Origin of the sequence: Gordonia shandongensis DSM 45094 (genome assembly GCF_000423025.1) — a bacterium.
GTDB classification, from domain to species: Bacteria; Actinomycetota; Actinomycetes; order Mycobacteriales; family Mycobacteriaceae; genus Gordonia; species Gordonia shandongensis.
Genome location: NZ_AUHE01000016.1, coordinates 69,962 through 88,831 on the forward strand (window position 1 = coordinate 69,962; position 18,870 = coordinate 88,831).

At 69.1% G+C, this 18,870-nt stretch carries 12 protein-coding genes and 1 pseudogene; 5 read left to right on the plus strand and 8 right to left on the minus strand.

The genetic code is table 11. The features are described 5' to 3' along the window. Positions 1-10 precede the first annotated feature (10 nt). Both G528_RS0112645 and G528_RS18730 read left to right on the plus strand, forming a co-directional pair. The gene (locus tag G528_RS0112645) at positions 11-1,300 is read left to right on the plus strand and encodes a deoxyguanosinetriphosphate triphosphohydrolase (RefSeq protein WP_026919293.1); all 1,290 of its coding nucleotides are present in this window, start codon (positions 11-13) and stop codon (positions 1,298-1,300) included. Positions 1,301-2,776: 1,476 nt separating this feature from the next. After that, positions 2,777-2,896, plus strand: a pseudogene (locus G528_RS18730) (transposase); the annotation flags it as partial. Here the strand turns inward: G528_RS18730 and G528_RS0112660 are convergent. Both G528_RS0112660 and G528_RS0112665 read right to left on the minus strand, forming a co-directional pair. Beyond that, positions 2,895-4,052: an MFS transporter gene (locus G528_RS0112660; RefSeq protein ID WP_026919296.1), complete on the minus strand. Its 1,158-nt coding sequence runs from the start codon at positions 4,050-4,052 to the stop codon at positions 2,895-2,897. The pseudogene G528_RS18730 and the gene G528_RS0112660 sit on opposite strands and share 2 nt — an antisense overlap. Further along, complete coding sequence (locus G528_RS0112665) at positions 4,049-7,459, minus strand: DEAD/DEAH box helicase (protein WP_026919297.1); 3,411 nt, start codon at positions 7,457-7,459, stop codon at positions 4,049-4,051. The genes G528_RS0112660 and G528_RS0112665 overlap by 4 nt, the downstream gene beginning before the upstream one ends. Positions 7,460-7,593: 134 nt before the next feature. On the opposite strand from G528_RS0112665, the gene G528_RS0112670 reads away from it, so the two are divergent. Then, positions 7,594-9,207: a class I adenylate-forming enzyme family protein gene (locus G528_RS0112670; RefSeq protein WP_245569762.1), complete on the plus strand. Its 1,614-nt coding sequence runs from the start codon at positions 7,594-7,596 to the stop codon at positions 9,205-9,207. Positions 9,208-9,297: 90 nt separating this feature from the next. On the opposite strand, the gene G528_RS0112675 is transcribed toward G528_RS0112670, so the two are convergent. The 3 genes from G528_RS0112675 to G528_RS0112685 form a co-directional block, all read right to left on the minus strand. Further along, complete coding sequence (locus G528_RS0112675) at positions 9,298-10,014, minus strand: DUF6319 family protein (RefSeq protein WP_026919299.1); 717 nt, start codon at positions 10,012-10,014, stop codon at positions 9,298-9,300. Between the two features lie 123 nt (positions 10,015-10,137). Next, a complete protein-coding gene (gene poxB / locus G528_RS0112680; protein ID WP_026919300.1) occupies positions 10,138-11,871 on the minus strand; it encodes a ubiquinone-dependent pyruvate dehydrogenase in 1,734 nt (577 codons plus the stop codon). Positions 11,872-11,975: 104 nt separating this feature from the next. Beyond that, positions 11,976-12,599, minus strand: a complete 624-nt coding sequence (locus G528_RS0112685) for a TM7S3/TM198-like domain-containing protein (RefSeq protein WP_026919301.1) — start codon at positions 12,597-12,599, stop codon at positions 11,976-11,978. A 43-nt stretch (positions 12,600-12,642) separates the two neighbouring features. On the opposite strand from G528_RS0112685, the gene lplAB reads away from it, so the two are divergent. Both lplAB and G528_RS0112695 read left to right on the plus strand, forming a co-directional pair. Beyond that, positions 12,643-13,692, plus strand: coding sequence for a lipoate-protein ligase LplAB (gene lplAB, locus G528_RS0112690; protein ID WP_026919302.1), 1,050 nt, complete (start codon positions 12,643-12,645; stop codon positions 13,690-13,692). 164 nt (positions 13,693-13,856) lie between these two features. Continuing rightward, positions 13,857-15,068 carry an RNase H family protein gene (locus G528_RS0112695; RefSeq protein ID WP_169515271.1) on the plus strand — a complete coding sequence of 404 codons (1,212 nt, stop codon included), beginning with the start codon at positions 13,857-13,859 and terminating at the stop codon, positions 15,066-15,068. Here G528_RS0112695 and G528_RS0112700 read toward each other — a convergent pair. The 3 genes from G528_RS0112700 to G528_RS0112710 all read right to left on the minus strand — a co-directional run bounded on the left by G528_RS0112700 (position 15,052) and on the right by G528_RS0112710 (position 18,787). Continuing rightward, complete coding sequence (locus tag G528_RS0112700) at positions 15,052-16,128, minus strand: SHOCT domain-containing protein (protein WP_026919304.1); 1,077 nt, start codon at positions 16,126-16,128, stop codon at positions 15,052-15,054. The two genes, G528_RS0112695 and G528_RS0112700, sit on opposite strands and share 17 nt — an antisense overlap. A gap of 134 nt (positions 16,129-16,262) precedes the next feature. Next, positions 16,263-17,798: a class I adenylate-forming enzyme family protein gene (locus G528_RS0112705; protein WP_026919305.1), complete on the minus strand. Its 1,536-nt coding sequence runs from the start codon at positions 17,796-17,798 to the stop codon at positions 16,263-16,265. Then, entirely contained in the window at positions 17,795-18,787 is a 993-nt protein-coding gene (locus G528_RS0112710) for a phosphotriesterase family protein (protein ID WP_026919306.1), read from the minus strand. Before G528_RS0112710 ends, G528_RS0112705 begins: the two co-directional genes overlap by 4 nt. Positions 18,788-18,870 lie beyond the last annotated feature (83 nt).

The following is an 18,870-nucleotide window of genomic DNA, read 5'->3' on the forward strand; positions in this document are numbered from 1 at the left end:
CTCGCCTGCTGTGGATCGGGGAGCCGACCCGCCCTCGGCGATCTACGCCGCCCACGATCTGGAACGCCGGGTCGCCGAGTCGCCGAAGATCGCCGCGGGGCAGAACCCGGCCTCCGACCACCGCAGTGACTTCGCCCGTGACCGCGCCCGGGTCCTGCACAGTGCGGCGTTGCGGCGACTCGCGGACAAGACCCAGGTGGTCGGCCCTCGGGACGGCGACAACCCGCGGACCCGGCTCACCCATTCCCTCGAGGTGGGGCAGATCGGCCGCGGCATCGCGGTCGGGCTCGGCTGCGATCCCGATCTGGTGGAGCTCGCCGGCCTCGCTCACGACATCGGGCATCCGCCGTACGGGCACAACGGTGAGCGGGCCCTGGAGGAGGTGGCGCGCGACCGCGGCGGCTTCGAGGGCAATGCGCAGAACCTGCGGATCCTCACCTCGCTGGAACCGAAGATCGTCGACCCGGACGGGGCGAGTGCGGGGTTGAACCTCACTCGGGCCGCTCTCGACGCGACGCTGAAGTATCCGTGGTCGAGGTCGGCGCCGGGGACCAAGTACGGCGCGTACGTGGAGGACGAGCCGGCGTTGGAGTGGGTCCGCGCGGGTGCCCCGGAGGGGCGCCGGTGTCTGGAGGCCCAGGTGATGGACTGGTCGGACGACGTCGCGTACTCGGTGCACGATCTCGAGGACGGCGTGATCGGCGGGCGCATCGACCTGCGGCAGCTCGGTTCCCCCGACGATCAGCGGGTGTTGGCCGAACTGGGCATGCGGTACTTCGACGGTCTGGACTCCGCTCCGCTCGTCGACGCCGCGCAGCGACTGTCCGAGATGGAGATCTTCGCGTCGCTCGGGACGTTCGACGGGTCGCTCGACTCGTTCGTGCGGCTCAAGCGGATGACGAGTGAGCTGATCGGGCGGTTCGCGTCGTCGGCCATCACCGCGACGCGGGCGGTGCAGGGCGCTGTGCCGCTGTGTCGGTACGACGCCGACCTGTCGGTGCCTGCGGATGTGGCCGCGGAGGTCGCGGTCCTCAAGACCGTGGCGCTGCGGTTCATCTTCTCCGACCCGAGTCACCGGGCGAAACAGGATCGGCAGCGCGAGCGGATCCACCGGGTCGCCGAGATGCTGCTGGTGACGGCGCCCGGCGGACTCGACCCGATCTTCGCGACGCGCTGGGCCGCCGCGGGCGACGACGACGAGCGCATGCGCGTGGTGGTCGACCAGATCGCATCGATGACCGAGGGGCGGTTGGAGCGGCTCGACAAGTCGAGCGCGGACGTGCAGGCCACCCTCGGCTGATCCCTGCGCGTCAGCGCATCTTGTCTGTAATTGAGTAGGTGTGGATTCGACTGTGAACCACTATCCTGCCCTTGTCGTGGGTGACACTCTCGCGGCCTGAGTGTGTTCGACCAGCACCGCTATCCGTCGCTGGGCACCAAGATGATTGAATCGGCCTGGCTTTCGTTCCTATCGTGGGCCTTGTCCGGCAGGGGCCGGACGATCCGGTGACCAGGGAAGAGCTGAAAGAGATCGTTCCTGAAATGAGTGATGGTCAGGCGGCGAAGTACGTCGGCCCGTTGAACGAGGCAATGCTTGGGGGATATCAACACTCCGTCGCGGCAGGCTGCTTTCATCGCTACTCTGGCCGTCGAATCCGACAGATTCCAGACCTTTGAGGAGTACGCTTTCAAGGTATCAACGTGGTACTGGAATAATCGAGACTTGACCTCCTTGGCCGACAAGAATGACTTCAGGCTCTTGTCGGTCCGTGTGAACGGCGACGCTGGCGGCGGACTTCCGAATGCCTGGGTTGCCCGTAACGGTTACTATCAAAAGGGAATGCAGGTGCTATCGTGATCCCTCGTATGAGAGTAGCCTGTTGCGGTCTGTTCATCCTCGTCGCGACTGCTATCGCTGGGTGTTCGGGGACCTCGGGCCCGGCCAGTAGTGCGGGCTCGTCGGATACCGGAACAACGCTTCTAGCGTCCACCACCGATGCCTTGCGCGTCGACAGAACGTATCCGACGAAGCAGGAGGTCGAGACCAGGATCCTTGGCCTGTGGGGCACCAGCACAGCCGGGGAGACGTTCTTCAAGGACAAGACGTTCGTGGTCAAGAACCCTAGTGGCGGGGGGGGGGGGGTCTGGGAGGTATACGCTGGGGAACAGGCCAAATCGCGCTCCAACCCCGCCTACTCAGGCGTCGTTCTAGCTCTCTCGGACGCCACCTACGTCGATGCTGACGATGCTAAAGCTCACGCGTCGGCCGACTCCAGGACAACTATGGATTACGCCGTGATTTCAATCGACAAGAATCGGGTAAACCTGACCTACCTCCCGAGAGGGAAAACGATCGTCTGGACGCGTTGACCCCGCTGTCCGCTGATGAGCTATCGAGAAGTGCACGTTAAGTGGATTGCGAAAGAATCCAACCCATCTGTAACGAGCTGTACTGATCAGGGACGACCAGGGACGTTGATTGAACACGCTACGGACTAGGAGTCAAGACCTTACGGACGTGCTGGATGAGTTCTTACTCCTGGAACTGCGGCAGCCGCATGAACCACCCAGGCGGTCGGCGCTTCCACTTCTGAGAGCCGGGCGGATGCGAAATGGCAGTCTGGCAGCTGAACGCCTGACCGCGCCCAGAACTGACTAGCGGCCTGCACTGGGTGATCGGTGGATGGCCGAGTTCGTGAGGGTTGGTCAGGGCATCATCGGACGAGGTCGCCGACGAGGTCGCCAAATGGCAGACTCGCGACCCCGAGGCCCGCCGTGCGCGGAACTGCGCAAACGTGGGGTCGAGGACCTCCTGATCGCGTGCTGCGACGGCCTGACCGGGTTTGCCGAGGCCGTGGAGGCGACCCGGCCGCTGGCGGCCGTTCAGACGCGCGTCAGCGCCGAGAGAGCAGTCCCATCCGGAGTTGTCCGGCCCGCAGGAGGGCCGATCCGGCGGCCGCGGCGGCGAGGACGACGATGGGTGCGGTGATCCCGACGGACGGTTCCACCGCCCGCAGCAGCACCGGCAGACCGAAGCCGAGGTAGGTGCCGACGTAGAACACGCCGGTCGCCAGGCCGAGGCCGGCGGCGGGTGCGAAGGTCTCGACGTCGAGCAGTCCCTCGCGGAGGCAGAGACCGTAGCCGGCGCCGAGGAGGACCGACGCGAGGATGAACGCCTCGGGGCGCGGACTCGATCCGCCGGCGGCCACCACGGTGAATCCGGCGGCGACGAGGACGGCGCCGGCGATCCCGGCGCGCGGACCCCACGTGCCGCGGCGTGCCGCGGTCTGGCTGACGACGCCCGACCCGAGCGCCAGGACGGCGGCGACGCCCGGCACCCAGGGGCCCTCGAAACTCGAGACGCGGGCGGCCATCGTGACGACGGAGATCGTCACCGACGAGAACACCCACAGGCTCATCGGCAGGCTCGTCCACAGGGCGCGCGACAGACTCCGGTGGGGTGTCGTCGTCGCCGTGTCGGCTGCGGAGCCGGGCGGCCCGCGGTGCGTGTCGGGGAGTCGGAATCCGGCGATCACGGAGGCCAGCGAGGCGGCGACGGTGAGGACGAAGGGGGCCACGAGGGCGGCGTCGGCGGTGAACTGGGCGATGAGACCCGAGACGAGCGGGCCGACGGCGAAGCCGGCGGTGAGCGTGAGTCCGGCGAACACGGTGCCGCGCTGCCCGCCGATGTCGGCGGTCCAGGCGGTGCCCGCGCTGACGGCCAGCCCCACGCCGAGGCCGACGGCGAAGCGGCCGACGTAGACGCCCGGTTCGGTGTGCCACAGCAGCATCAGCAGGTTGCCGAGGGCGGCGCCGGTGGCGCCGGTGAGGACGACGGGGCGCCGCCCCACGCGGTCGGAGAGGCCGCCGCCGGTGAGCAGTCCGGGCAGGAGCCCGACGGCGTAGATCCCGAAGGCGCCCTCCAGGGCGGCGTCGCTGATCCCGCTGCGGTCGTGGAGGACCGGCATCATGGCCACGAAGTGGTTCGTCGCCCATCCCGTCGTGAACAGCAGGGCCAGGACGGTCCACAGCCGGCGGTTCGCCGCGCTCAACTGAGCAGCCCGCGGACGTCGTCGGCGGTGATCGCCCCGGAGAAGGCCGCGCCGTCGTCGATGAGGGCGTCGAACAGTTCCCGTTTGCGGGTCTGCAGGTCGATCACCTTCTCCTCGACGGTGCCCGTCGACACCAGGCGGTACACGCTCACGGCCCGGTGCTGGCCGATGCGGTGGGCGCGGTCGACGGCCTGGTTCTCGGCGGCCGGGTTCCACCACGGGTCGGTCATGAAGCAGTAGTCGGCGGCGGTGAGGTTGAGCCCGAAGCCGCCGGCTTTGAGGCTGATGAGGAAGACGCGGGTGCCGCCCTCGGTGAAGCGCTCGATGGCCTTCCCGCGCTGGGTGATCGGGGTGGAGCCGTCGAGGTAGCTGTAGGCGATGCCGTCGGCGTCGAGCTGGGCGGCGACGAGCCGCAGGAAGCCGGTGAAGCTGCTGAAGATCAGTGCGCTGTGGCCCTCGTCGATGAGCGTGGGTAGCTGCTCGGACAGGTAGGTGATCTTGGCGGACGCCACCGCCTCGTGCGCGGGGTCGACGAGCGCCGGGTGCAGGCTGAGCTGGCGCAGCCGGGTGAGGGCGCGCAGGATCTGGATCCGGTTGTTGTCGAAGTCGTCGATGAGGCCGAGGAGCTGCTGGCGGTCCCGCGCGAGATAGGTGTCGTAGACCTTCCGGTGCGGTGGCTCCAGCTCGAGGTGCAGGATCTGCTCCTGCTTCTCGGGGAGGTCGGTGAGCACCTGTGATTTGGTGCGGCGCAGCATGATCGGCTTCAACCGGCGGCGGAGGACGTCGAGGCGTTCGGGTGCCTCGCCGCTCTCGATGGGGCCCGCGAAGTGCTCCTTGAAGGGCTGCGGCGACGAGTACAGGCCGGGGGCGACCACCGAGACCAGCGACCACAGTTCCATCACCCGGTTCTCCATCGGGGTGCCGGTGATCGCGAACTTCACCTCGGCGGAGAGGCGTCGCGCGGCCTGGTGCGTCTTGGCGTTGTGGTTCTTGAGGAACTGCGCCTCGTCGAAGACCGCGGCGGTCCAGTCGACGTGTGCGAAGGCGGCGGCGTCGATCCGCATCAGGGTGTACGAGGTCACCACGATGTGGGCGTCGGCGATGCGCTCGGCCAACGGCGACTGCGCGCGCTTCTCGGTGGACGTCACGGTGAGCACCGACAGGTTCGGCGCGAAGCGCCGCACCTCCGAGGCCCAGTTGGCGATCACGCTGGTGGGCGCCACCACGAGGAACCGGGCGTCGGGCCGCTCGTCGACGATGCGGTGGAACAGCGCGAGGGTCTGCAGCGTCTTCCCGAGGCCCATGTCGTCGGCGAGGATGCCGCCGATGCGGTTGTCCCACAGGAAGGCCAGCCAGTCGAGGCCCTCGCGCTGGTAGGGGCGCAGGTCGGCGTCGAGGCCGGGGGACGGGGCGACGGGTTCGGGCGGGCGTGCCGTCGCGAGGGCCGCCATCCGGTCGCGCCACTCGCGGAGCTGTTCGTCCACCACGCCGAGACCGAGCAGCTCGTCCCACAGTCCGGCGTTGAGGGTGTGGCGCGGGACGCGGGTGCCGTCGAGTTCGCCGAGGGCCCGCGCCTCCTCGAGGCGCTCGTGGAGGGCGGTGAGTTCGGGGACGTCGAGGGCGAAGTAGGTGCCGTCGTCGAGGATCATGTGCGTGTCGCCGGAGGCGAGCGCGGAGATGATCTCGCCGATCGGAATGCGGTGCCCGTCGACGTCGAGCGACACCTGCAGGTCGAACCAGTCGCCGACGGTGTCGCCGGAGAAGGTGAGGACACCGGGCGACGATGCGGGGCGGTATCGGGGCGGGTCGCCGTCGATCTCGACGCGGACCCGTCCGAGGTCGGTGATCGTCGGAACGGTCTCGGCGCACAGTACGGCCACCTCGATGGGGCGCAGCGGGACCGTGATGGTCCGGTAGTCGGGTGCCGAGTCGAAGGCCGCCGTCACCGTGGCGCCGCCGCGGAGCTGCCGCAGGACGGCGTACATGCGGTTGTAGTGCCGGAAGTCGGCTCTCAGCTGGGGAAGCCGGCGTTCCAGCCGGTCGGCGGCCTCCTGCACCCACCCGGGGTGCGCGCGGGCCACGAGCTCGAGTTCGGGGCGCACCGACTCCCACAGGGCGCGTTCGGCGTCGGCCGACCGGAACCGGTCGGTCACCGGATCGTCGGCGGGGAACTCGCGCAGTTCGCCGTCGACGCGGTAGGCGACCGACCACGCGGCCTCCGCGGTCGTCGCGCGCGGCGTCCGGACGCCGTCGGCCGGGTCGGGGGTGTCGCCGGTGCGGATCCGCAGGACCGGTTCGGGGCCGGTCACATCGAGGGTGGGGAAGGCGTCGGCGTCGACGACCACGTCGCGCACCGACTGCAGGGACGGCAGTGCGTTGCGGAACTCGTCGAGCTCGTCGTCGGCGACGAGGAGGGGTTCGCCGCTGATGAGGAGCATCGACTCGGTGGCGGTCAGGGCGGGCAGGGGGCCGAGGAGCAGGGTGCCGTCGTGGTCGTCGGCCACCCCGTGCACGCGCGGGCGTCCCAGGGGCAGGCGGCGGTCGTCGGTGAGGGGGGTCCCGTCGTGCGTGAGTTCGGTGACGACGCGGATGCCGTGGGCGACCGCCGAGATGTGCAGGCGCACCGCGAGGGGTGCGCGGTAGGCGATGTCGGCGCCCGTCGCTCCCGACAGGAGGGCCACGTCGGCGTCGCGGGCGTCGTCGAGGATTCGCCAGATGCTCGCCGGCGCCCGCATGAGGGGCGCGTCGTCGGGCAGCGGGTGCTCGGCGACCGAGGACAGTTCGCGGGCGAGGCGTTCGAGGGCGTCGAGTGCGGCCGGCGGATGCCGGTCGGCGGGGGTGCCCGCGAGGAGGCGCCGCCAGGTGAGGCGTCCGCGGACCCACTGGCCGCGCTCGCCGCGGACCATGGGGCCGACGGTGAGGACGGGGGTGCGGGTGGCGTCGCGGACGATCGAGAACGACAGCGCCAGTGGGCGTTCCGGTCCGTCGGGGGCACCGTGGTCGGTGCCCGATCGGGTCACCTCGTCGACGAGTGTGCGCCAGCGGGAGAAGGGCAGCGGTGCGGTGGATGTGCTGCGTCGGAAGGTCGGGGCGGGGGTGGCCGTCGCGATGTCGTCGTCCTCGGTGGCGACCATGACCAGGGCGGCGCAGTGCTTGCAGCGGATCGCCACCGGGCACGTGCAACTCGCCGAGATGAGGGGCGGCTCGTCGTCCCAGGAGGCGCGGATGCGGCAGGTGTAGCGTTCGGCGCCCGATCCGCGCGACGTGCCGCGCAGGATGCCGTCGGCGAAGTCCCAGTCGAGGATCATTCCGGTGTCCGCGTACTCCCGCGCGCGTTGGCGCGTGCGGGAGGTGAAGGTGGCCAGCACGGCGTCGATCTGCGCGGCGGTCCAGTCGGGTGCGGTCATCGGATCCAGAGTACGTGCGCGGTGCGAGTGACCGGGGCGACGGTTCTTTCAACAAAACAATCACTGGTGAATGTTTTGTGCGTTACGGTCGGACCACTCCCGAGAGTCCCGCCCCCGATGAGGAGATGCCCGGAATGCGCCCAGACCTGCCCGGAATGCGACCAGACCTGTCCGGAGTGGACCCGCTGACCGTCAACCTCACGCACCGCGTGTGCGTCGGCGATGTGCTCACCCGCAGCGCCAACCACTACGGCGACCGCATCGCGCTCGTCGACGGGACCGAGGAGATCTCGTACGTCGACCTCGAGGCCCGCGCCAACGCCCTCGCACGCGGCCTGCTGGCGCGCGGATACGTCCGCGGCGACGCCGTCGGGATGCAGCTGCAGAACAGTTGGCAGTTCGTGGCGACGTTCTTCGCGTTGGCCAGGATCGGCGTCACCGCGATGCCGATCAACCTGCTGCTGTCGGCGTCCGACGTCGCCTATCAGCTCGCCGACAGCGGGGTGCGGGCCGTGGTGACCGAGGACGTCTTCCTCGGCGTCCTCGGACCGGCCGTCTCCGAGGCGGGAGAGCACAGCGCCGTCGGCGAGGTGATCGTGGTCGGGGACCCGCCCGAGTCGGTCGCCGGTGTGCCCGCCGTCGCGTACAGCGACGTGGCCGAGGCCGACACCTCTCCGGTGGAGACGATCGTCGAGGACCGCGACATCGTGCACTGCCTCTACACCTCGGGTACCACGTCGCGCCCCAAAGGGGTCGTCACCTCGCACGTCGCGGTGCAGATCTCGCTGCTCAGCTCGGCACTGGGCCTCGGTCTGCGTCCCGACACGAAGGCATCGGTGCAGCCGATCGTGCTTCCGCTGTTTCACGTCACCGCGCTCGACGCGCTGCTGCTCCCGTCGATCGCCGTCGGCGCCACGGTGGTCCTGCTGCGCGGCTTCGACCCGGACGCGCTCGTGGACGTCTTCGCCCGGCGCCGCGTCACCCACCTGACGATGCTGCCGATGATGTGGGGCGCCCTGCTCGCGCAGCCGCGGCTCGCCGAGGTCGACACGGCGGCGCTGGAGACGGGCCTGTACGCGATGGCGCCGATGCCGACCGAACTGCTGGCGTCGCTGCGGGCCGCCTTCCCGAACGCCGACATCATCCTCGGCTCCGGACAGACCGAGACCACGCCGGCCTCCGAGGTGCAGTGGGCCGGCCATCGGGGAGTCAAGGACGACTCGTGGGGGCCCGCGACGGTGAGCACCGACATCGCGATCATGGACGGCGACGGCACGCTCCTGCCGCCCGGGCGGGAAGGCGAGATCGTCTATCGGTCGCCGCAGCTCATGGAGGGATACTGGAACAACGCCGCCGCCAACACCGAGGCGTTCGCGCACGGCTGGTTCCACGGCGGCGACATCGGCTACCTCGACGACGAGGCCGTCGTCTGGTTCACCGACCGGGCCAAGGACATCATCAAATCCGGCGGGGAGAACGTCTCCTCGGTGGAGGTGGAGCGGGTGCTGTTGGGGCACGACGCGGTCGCCGAGGTGGCCGTCGTCGGCGTGCCCGACGAGCACTGGGGTGAGGCGGTCACCGCGTTCGTCGTCACCTCGGGCACCGACGTGAGCGCGGCCGACCTGCGTGAGTGGGCGCGCGGACGCCTCGCCGGATTCAAGGCGCCCAAGCAGGTGGTGCTCGTCGAGGCGTTGCCGAAGACGGCCACCGGCAAGATTCAGAAGAACGTGATGCGCGGGCAGATCTGAGCCAGGCAGGTCTGCGTTCACACCGTTCTGCGTTGATGCCGGTCTGTGTTCACGCCGGTCTGTGTTTACGCCGGTCTGGGCGCCGCCGGGTCAGTGGTCGCCGTCGAGGGCGGCGAGCGCCTGGCGGGCGGCCTCGAGTTCACGGCTGAGCTCCTCCACCCGCCGCTGCGCCTCCTGTCGGGCGGCGTCGAGGATCGACGAGGCGGCGTCGAGGGCCGCGTCGTCCCCGAGCCGGGTCAGCGCCTCCTCGACTGCGTCCGGCGCCACGCTGCGCGCACGCGGCGGCTTCCGGCCGCCGCGTGCGACGGCCACCGACCACTCGTTGGCCGACGACCCGTACAGCGTCACCGTCACCGCCGTCGGGGGACGTGCGGTGCGACGCGCTGCGGAGCGTCCCGACGAAGCCGGCTTCTGAGCCGCGGGTTTCTGTGCCGCCGGCTTCTGGGTCGCCGGTTTCTGGGTCGCTGGCTGCTGTGCCGTCGGTTTCTGGGCCGGTTTCTGTGCAGCAGCCTTCTGGGGCGCGGCCTTCCGCGGCCGCGCGGGCCTCTCCGGTGGCGGCGGTGGCTGCCTGGTCATCCGCAGTTCGTCGGCCTCGTACGGCAGCTCGTCGTTGACCCCGCTGGGTTTCAGCAGCAGCGTGGTCCCCGAGATCGACAGCACGCGGGCCGAGGCTCCGGGCGCCAATCCCAGGCTCGGTGTGCCCTCCCGCAGATAGACGGTGGCCCGCCTGCCGTCGGCGACGGCCGCGGCCAGCGTGGCGAGATCGTCGGACGTCAGGGATTCGGCTGCTCGGCGACGCGGCGGCATGGGTGACCTCCTCGGGGGTCGTGGTCTGTCCCCACTTTCTCACACCCCGCCGACCTCACACCCTGCCGACGATGCATCGAACGGGTGTTCGCCGCAGCGTACCGTGTCCGGCGGCGGTGCGCGTCAGAACAGTCGCTTGAGGAGATTGGTCTCGGCGAGATCGACCAGCTCGTCGCCCCGACCCGACATGACGGTGCGCAACGCCCACAGTGTGAACCCCTTGGCCTGCGCCGCGGAGATGGCCGGCGGGATCGACAGCTCCTGGCGGGCCGTCGTCACATCGAGGACGGCGGGACCGTCGTGGGCGAGGAGATCGTCGACGGCCGCGGGCAGGGCCGACGCGTCGGTGACCCGGACGCCGCGGATCCCGACCGCCTCGGCGAGCGCGGCGAAGTCGGGGTTGTCGAGGTCGGTGCCGAACGTGACGAACCCGGCGGCCTTCATCTCCAACTCCACGAAGTTCAGGGACGAGTTGTTGAACACGACCACCTTCACCGGCAGGCGGTTCTGCACCAGCGTCAGCAGTTCACCGAGCAGCATGGCCAGGCCGCCGTCGCCGGCGAGCGCGATCACCTGCCGACCGGGTTGGGCGGCCGCCACACCGACGCTCTGCGACAACGCGCCGGCCATCGACCCGTGAATGAACGAGCCGATGAGCCGACGGCGACCGTTCATCCGCAGGTGGCGGGCCGCCCACACGACAGGTGAGCCGACGTCGGGGACGAAGACGGCGTCGTCGTCGGCCGCCTGCGACAGCAGGGCGGTGAGGTACTGCGGATGGATGGGGTCGCCGTCGGCGGACGGGGTCGCGAGGTCGTCGAGGTGCTCGCGGGTGCGGGCGTAATGCCTGCGGGCCGTGGTCAGGTGGTCGCTGTCGCGGCCGTCGTCGATGGCGGCGGTCAGCAGCGGCAGGGTGTCGGCCACGGCGCCGACCATCGGCAGGTCGACGCGACAGCGGCGGCCGATCTGGCTGCCGCGGATGTCGAGCTGGATGGTGTACGCCGACGACGGCAGGAACTGGGCGTACGGGAAGTCGGTGCCGAGCATCAGGAGGGTGTCGCAGTGCTCGATGGCCCGGTAGCCGGAGGAGAAGCCGAGCAGGCCGGTCATCCCGACGTCGTACGGGTTGTCGTATTCGACGAACTCCTTGCCGCGCAGTGCGTGCACGATGGGTGCCTGCAGGCGGTCGGCGAGGTCGAGGAGTTCGCGGTGGGCGCCGGCCACGCCGGCGCCGGCGAGGATGGTGACGCGTCGGCTCTCGTTGAGCTTCATCGCCGCCAGGTGCAGTTCCTCCTCGGCCGGGTGGGTGACCGTGGCGGTGGCTCGGATGCCGGGGATCCGCTCGGGCCGGTCGACGGCGGTGAGGAACAGTTCGCCCGGGATCACCAGGACGGAGACGGCGCGGTCTTCGACGGCGGTGCGGATCGCGATGTCCAGGAGGCGGGGGAGCTGGTCGACGGTCGAGACCATCTCGCAGAAGCTGCTGCACTCGTCGAAGATCTTCTCCGGGTGCGTCTCCTGGAAGTATCCGGTCCCGATCTCGGAGGCGGGGATGTGGGCGGCGATCGCGAGGACGGGGACGCGTGAACGGTGGGCGTCGTAGAGCCCGTTGACCAGGTGGAGGTTGCCGGGGCCGCAGCTGCCGGCGCAGACGGCGAGGCGGTCGGTGACGGCGGCTTCGCCGGCCGCCGCGAACGCCGCGCCCTCCTCGTGCCGCACGTGAGTCCACGCGATGCTCGATGAGGTGCGCAGGGAGTCGGTGAACCCGTTGAGGGAGTCGCCCGGGATGCCGTAGACGCGTTCGACGCCGGAGGCCGCGATGGTGTCGACGATGAGGTCGGCGACGGTGTAGCTCATTTTCTACCCCCTGGCGGGTCGAGGTCGGCTGACAGTGTCAGCGTATCGCCGCCGTGACCGTCGCGTGGGCGTCCGAGCGTCCCGCAGCGCCGGCCGGCCGGGCGTCACCAGGCGTTGCGGGCGCCGTCGCGTTCGGGCGTCACCAGGCGCGACTGCACGACGAGCCCGGCGATCGCCAGGACGAGGTAGGCGGCGCTCCACCACCAGTCGTCTCGGATCGCGGAGGTGACGGCCGGCTGGCTGAAGTCGTCGAGGTGCAGGGTGCCGACGAGGAGCATCACGCCGCCGACGGCGGCGGTGGCGCCGCCGAACGCGCTGACGACGATGAGCAGGATCGCCGGGAGGTCGAGGGTGATCGTGACGATCGCCAGGAGGACGCCGGCGACGGCGCCGACGGCGATCACCGCCCAGTTCGCCGAGACCCCGAACGCCAGCATCACCGCCGCACCGAGGGTGTAGCCGATCGACCCCATCGCCAGGACGACGGCGATCACGTAGAAGAGGTACGCGAGGGTGCCGCACACGATGGCCGCGAGCACGCCGACGATCCAGCCCGCGGGGCGCTCGAGGTAGCCGGTGTCGGTGACGGCGGCGGTGATGCCCGCGCCGACGACGAAACCGACGAACGCACCCCACAGGGCGATGACGATCCGCATGGCGGTGATGCCGCGGAAGCAGAAGAACAGGCCGACGAGTGCGGCGATGACCCCGATCACGATGGACGACATGACGGTCAGGGTAACGCCGACGCGGGATCGATAGGCTGGTTGTGTGCATGGCGAGTACAAGGTTCCCGGAGGCAAGCTCGTCGTCGTCGACGTCGAGGTCGACGGCGGCGTCCTGACCGACGTCACGGTGTCCGGGGACTTCTTCCTCGAACCCGATGAGGCGTTGGAGACGATCACGGCGGCGCTGGTCGGTGCGCCGTCCGGTGCGACGGCGGCGCAGTTGGCGCAGCGGGTGTCCGACGCCTTGCCCGAGGACGTCTCGATGATCGGCTTCACCCCCGAGTCGGTGGGCATCGCGATCCGCCGGGCGCTCGGGCGGGCCACCAGCTGGCACGACCACGTCCTCGACGTGATCGGCCCGCAGGTGTTGGCGCCGGCGATGCACGTCGCCCTCGACGAGGTGTTGTTGCGGGAGGTCGCCGCCGGTGAGCGCGGGCCGACGCTGCGGTTCTGGGACTGGGATTCGCCGCTGGTGGTGTTGGGGTCGTTCCAGTCGGTGCGCAACGAGGTCGACGAGGACGCTGCCGCACAGCACGGTTTCGGCATCGTCCGTCGCATCTCCGGCGGCGGTGCGATGTTCATGGAGCCCGGCAACTGCATCACCTATTCGCTCGTCGTCCCCGCCTCGCTGGTCGACGGTCTCAGCTTCGAGCAGTCGTACGCATTCCTCGACCAGTGGGTGATGGACGCTCTCGCCGACCTCGGCATCAACGCCCGGTATGTGCCGATCAACGACATCGTGTCCGATCAGGGAAAGATCGCCGGCGCCGCCCAGAAACGCATCGTCGGCGGCGCCGTCCTCCACCACGTGACGATGGCGTACGACATCGACGCCGACAAGATGACGCAGGTGCTGCGGATCGGGCGCGAGAAGATCTCCGACAAGGGGATCACCAGCTCCGGCAAACGCGTCGACCCCATGCGCACCCAGACCGGCATGGCGCGCGGCGACATCATCGACGCCTTCGCCGAGCACGTCCGCCGTCGATACGCCACGCGCGACGCCGACTACACCGACGCCGAGATCGACGCCGCTCGCCGGCTCGTCGACACCAAGTTCAGCAGTCCGGAGTGGACGTACCGGGTGCCGTAGCCGGGGATCGGAGGACGCGGCCGGACTCGTTGCACGGTTCACGGTGCGGCAGGACCCCGATGTCGGAGGGACTCGATGTCGGGGGGACTCGATGTCGGGGGGACTCGATGTCGGGGGGACTCGATGTCGGGGGAACTGTCGTAGGGGTCGGTCATGGTGTGGTCATGTACGACGAACATGCCATCGACGGCACGCTGTTGGAGCGTCGGCGCTGGAGCTGTGCCCCGGTGGAACCGACGGCGGAGCAGGTTTCTGCACCGGTGCACGTCGCCTTCATCTCGTGGCGGGTCGCGACCGGTGATCCGGAGTGGCCGCGGCGGCTCCGGTGGGTTGTCGTCGTCGCCGACCGGCGCACCGGTGCGCGTGACCCCGAGGTCGTGTGCGGCCAGTTGGAACGCAGCGACGGCAGCGGCTGGGAACGCATCCGTCACGCTGTGACCGATGTGATCGCCGGGGTTTCGGGCCCGGTGTGGGTCGCCGTGCCGGGCCGCATGTTCGCGACGGCCAGGGTCTTGTACGAGGCGGGGGTCCCGGTGACCCGCGGCGCCGCCGACGACAATCGTGCGATGGCCCGCGCCCTCGAGGTGATCCAGGTGGCGCGCGCGAGAGAGATCGACCGAGCGGCCGGTCACGGACCCTCGAACGGTGTCGCGGCGTCGCTGAGCCCCGGTGCCCTCGACGCGTCCGACGAAGGCGACCCGCGCCCTCGGCGGGAAGCTGTCGTTCCCGAGTGGCTTCCCGTGGCCGCGGAGGCGACGCTCGATCCCGTCGATCGGCTGATCGTCGCGACCGATGCGTCTGTCACACGCAACATCGCCGCTGTCGCCGCCGTCGCGGCGGGCGGCGGCTATGCGATCGAGACATCGGATACCGCACTGAACGTGAGCGACAGCGAACTCGACGCGATCTCGCTGTCGATCGAGAGGTTCGCATCGCGGGTCGGCACGGAGTTCACGATCATCAGCGACTCGCGCGACGCCGTCACCGTCGCCGACGCATTGATCGAGGATCGAGTGCCCGACGAGGGGTACCGCGGGATCCGGGACGAATCGCTCGATCGTTTCGTCGCCGCGTGGAGCGACGTCGACTGTGCCGTGCGGATCCTTCACGTGAAAGGGCATGCGGGACACCCGCTCAACGAAGCCGCCGACGAACTCGCACACCTCGGCCGAAACGCGATGAGCTTCTCGCGTGAGCAGGTCGAGCGGGAGTTCACGGCGCGTGTCGAAGCCGTCGGTCGGTACGTTGAGAACCTGTCGGACGAGGACGTCCTCGTCCCGTACCGGATGCTGTCGCCGGAAGTGAACCGGCCGATGTCGTGGACACTCGGGGACCGGAGTCTGCGCGTGCCTCTCGGCGCTACGACAGTCTCGTGATCGCCGCCTGTTTAGCCGCCGTGAACTCATCGTCGGTGAGGAGTCCCCTGTGATGCATGTCGGCCAGCTTGGAGAGTTCGTCTGCCAAACCGGTTCCCGCCGATGGTGCCGGGGCGGGAGTGTGTTGGATCACCAGGGGAGTGCGTTTGGTGTCGGCGATCTTTCGCTGCAGCTCATTGAGCATGGGTTGTGCTTCGCGGTAGGTCGGCTTCGCCAACGGCAGACAGTTCGACAACGTCCACGGATCGTCGGCGGCCCGGTTGCGCGACTTGTTGGATGAGCGCCAGTAGTCGTGGTTGCCGCTGCCCTGGTAGCTGGGGGTCAAGACCTCCAAGACCCCGTTCACCATCCCGCTGTTGTATTCGATGTTGGTGATGTCTGAGTAGGGGAAGGTCGTCTCACGTCCACCTCCGAGCGAACCGGCCATGAAGCCGGTCATTCCCCCGGTTTTAAGGATCAGAAGACGGTCATCGAACGCGACGAGTCGTCCGGCGGTCCCGGCGTTGATGACGAACCAGGGTAGTTCGTCGGCGTGGGCGTGCCGACTGACATCGGCCCACCATTTCTCTTTCATGGCGCCACCGAACACGGGGACACCGTCCCGCTCATGTCGGCGGCATCGGTCGGCGGATTGTTCTTGTGCCACGAGAGCGGACTGCTGGGCGAGCGCCGCTGATATGGCCGGGTCGAGGCCGCTCCGCCGCAGGTGATCGACAAAATGTCTGGTGAAGTCGACCTCATCTTTATGGAGCGTTCCGAAATTCACCTCACCGTTCTCGGTCATGACCCGAAGACTTGTGCTGCCGGCCTTGATCGGGAAACCGATATCGCGGATCTGGTCGGCCCAGACCTCCAGGAGGATCCTCTTGTCAGTCGTGGGTGCGCTGTGCCAGAAGCCGATGATTCTCCCGTTCGTGATCGCAACGCCGCTGGTGACCGGCTTGATCCGACTCGCCGAGACCAGGGCCCAGATCACTTCACCGTCCAGGAGATCCGGGGCGAGCGCCCGACACCACTTCTCGGCGTTCTTCTCTTTAACCTTGGGGCTGAATTGGACCATGTCGTCGACCGTTCTCGCTGGGGAACGCGCGTGTGCGCCCTCGTTATAGGACGGTCGCGGACTTTGCGTCGTTCGTTACAGTCGACGCACCATTCGGGCCGCCGGATCGGCGCGAACAGCGGGGCGGCCCGCAGTCACCGCACGGGGTCCCCCCAGGTCACGGTGTCGCGCAGGCGGGCCTTGAGCAGTTTGCCGCCCGGATTGCGGGGCAGCGGCTCGGTGGCGACGATGACGTACTGCGGCACTTTGAAGTCGGCGAGGACGGCGCGGCAGTGCGCGAGGACGGCGTCCAGATCGGGGGCGGACTCGCCGTAGACGATCGCTCCGACCTTCTCTCCCATCACGTCGTCGGGGACGGCGATGACGGCGGCGTCGACGACGCCCGGTGCGCCGACGAGAGCGGATTCCACCTCGATCGACGAGACGTTCTCACCGCCGCGGTTGATGATGTCTTTGATGCGGTCGACGATCACGACCCGGCCGGCGTCGTCGACGGTGACGACGTCACCGGTGTGCAACCATCCGTCGGCGTCGATGGCGGCGGCCGTCGCGTCCGGCCGATTCCAGTATTCGCGGGTGAGGTTGGCGCCGCGGGCGACCAGTTCACCGGTCGACGGATCAGCGGGGTCGCGCGGGACCACTCCGAGATCGACGGACGGCACCGCGTATCCGACCGAGTCGGCGTGCTCCACCGCGTCCTGATCGGGCAGCACGGTCAGCAGGGACGCGGACTCGGTGAGCCCGTACCCGTTGAACACCGTCGCCCCGGGGAAGGCCTCCTGCAGGGCGGTGACCAGTGTCGGGGCGATGGGGGCGCCGCCGTACCCGACCCGTTGGACGCTGCTGACGTCGGCAGCCCGGAACTCCGGGCGCCGCAACAGCAGGTTGTAGACGGCGGGAACGGTCACCATGAGGCTGATCCGTTCGACCGCGAGGGCGTCGATCAGGCCGGGAAGGTCGAGTGTCGGCATGATGACCGCCGTCCCGCCGACCCGCAGTGCGACCAGGAGCTGGGAGTTGCACCCGGTGACGTGGAAGAGCGGCACCGAGATGAGCGTCCGCATCGCCGACCGCGCATCGTGGTCGATCCCGGTCGTGCGCACCATGTTCTCCGCGTTGGTGAGGAATGCGCGATGGCTGGTCGGCACGCCCTTGGGGCTGCCCGTGGTGCCGGACGTGTAGAAGAACGCGGCGACGCTGTGCGGGGTCGGCCGATCGGTGACGTACGGCGAACCGTCGGGAAGGGGAGTGTCGGCGGCGAGGTCGACCCGGACGCCCGCGTCCGACAGAACGAACTCCACCTCCGATGGTGACGACCGCGTGTTGACTGCCACCACGATCCCGCCGGCCATGACGGCGCCCCAGAACGCGAGGACCCAGTTCGCGCCGGCCGGATGGCGATTCGCCACACGGTCGCCGTCGGTGACGCCGGCCTCCCGCAGACCGCCCGCGACCCGAGTCGCACGGTCCCACAGCTGCGCGTAGGTGAACCGCGGGCCGCCGAGTTCGACGAGCGCCTCGGCGTCCGGGGTCGCGTCGACCCACGCCCGCAGCTGGGCGAGCAACGTGTCCGGCAGATCGGTGTAGTATGGGGCGCCGACGGCATCGCGCAGTACGCCGTCGCGGGTGAACGGGTTGCGGTCGCGGGGGACCTCCACGACGTCGCTCATCGGCCGACTCCCGAGAAGTAGCGGCGCGGATTGTCGACCATCATCGTCGTGATCTGCTGCTCGCTGACTCCCGCGTCGCGGAGGGCGGGCAGCACGTCCCGCGGGATGTGCTGGTAGTTCCAGTTCGGAACCGCCTCCTGCAGCAGGGCCTGCGACTGTTCGTCGGAGAAGAAATCCATGTAGCACGAGGCGTCGTGTGCCAGCACGATCTGCTCGGCGTATCCCTCGGCGCACAATGCGACGATCGTGGCGATGCGGGCGTCGGTGGGGTTGTAGACGTCGAGCCCGAAGCGGTCACAGCCGATCGTCGTGCCGGCGTCCATCAGGAAGCGGAGGTAGTCGAGGTCGTTGCTGTCTCCTGCGTGGCCGATGACGACCTTGGTGAGGTCGACGCCGCGTTCACGGTAGAAGTCGACGACCAGCCTTCCGGTCTGCGCGGCGCCGTTGGTGTGCACGGTGATCGGCACACCGGTCTGGACGTGGGCTTCGCAGATCGCGGCTTGCACACGGTGCTGGTCGGGGGTGATGCCGCGCTCTTCGACGACGCCCTTGAGGAAGGCGGCCTTCACGCCGGTCTCACCGATGCCGTCGGTGATGTCTTTGACGAACATCGCGGTCATCGGTTCGGGACCGTCGAACAGGGCGCCCGGCCCGCGGTAGTGGAAGAAGTGGGGGATCTCGTCGAACGTGTAGAGACCCGTCGCGGGAATGATGTTGATGTCGGCCTGCTCGTTGACCTCCTGGATTCGCGGGACGTACCGGCCCAGCCCGACGACCGTCGGGTCGACGATCGTGTCGATGCCCGCCGCTTTGAGCGCGGTGAGCTTCTCGACGGCGTCGCTGACGCGCAGCTCCTCGTCCCACCACTGCTCCCCGTAGTTCGCCATGATGTCGGGGGTCAGCACGAAGACGTGTTCGTGCATCAGGGTGGGCCCCATCTGGTCGACCGGGATCGGCCCGCGGACGGTGGCGACGGTGTCACTGCTCATCGGAACTCCTGAACGCTCACCCGTCGCCCGACGACGTCGGGTGACGGCTCGGTGAAGTTGGCTACCCTAGTGATACGCGTCAT

Coding starts and splice junctions, on each gene's coding strand:
- G528_RS0112665 (WP_026919297.1), bottom strand. CDS start 7,459: ATGACCGCACCCGACTGGACCGCCGCGCAGATCGACGCCGTGCTGGCC.
- G528_RS0112675 (WP_026919299.1), bottom strand. CDS start 10,014: ATGCCGCCGCGTCGCCGAGCAGCCGAATCCCTGACGTCCGACGATCTC.
- poxB (WP_026919300.1), bottom strand. CDS start 11,871: ATGAGCTACACCGTCGCCGACCTCATCGTCGACACCATCGCGGCCTCC.
- G528_RS0112685 (WP_026919301.1), bottom strand. CDS start 12,599: ATGTCGTCCATCGTGATCGGGGTCATCGCCGCACTCGTCGGCCTGTTC.
- G528_RS0112710 (WP_026919306.1), bottom strand. CDS start 18,787: ATGAGCAGTGACACCGTCGCCACCGTCCGCGGGCCGATCCCGGTCGAC.
- G528_RS0112700 (WP_026919304.1), bottom strand. CDS start 16,128: ATGGTCCAATTCAGCCCCAAGGTTAAAGAGAAGAACGCCGAGAAGTGG.
- G528_RS0112695 (WP_169515271.1), top strand. CDS start 13,857: ATGTACGACGAACATGCCATCGACGGCACGCTGTTGGAGCGTCGGCGC.
- G528_RS0112670 (WP_245569762.1), top strand. CDS start 7,594: ATGCGCCCAGACCTGCCCGGAATGCGACCAGACCTGTCCGGAGTGGAC.
- G528_RS0112705 (WP_026919305.1), bottom strand. CDS start 17,798: ATGAGCGACGTCGTGGAGGTCCCCCGCGACCGCAACCCGTTCACCCGC.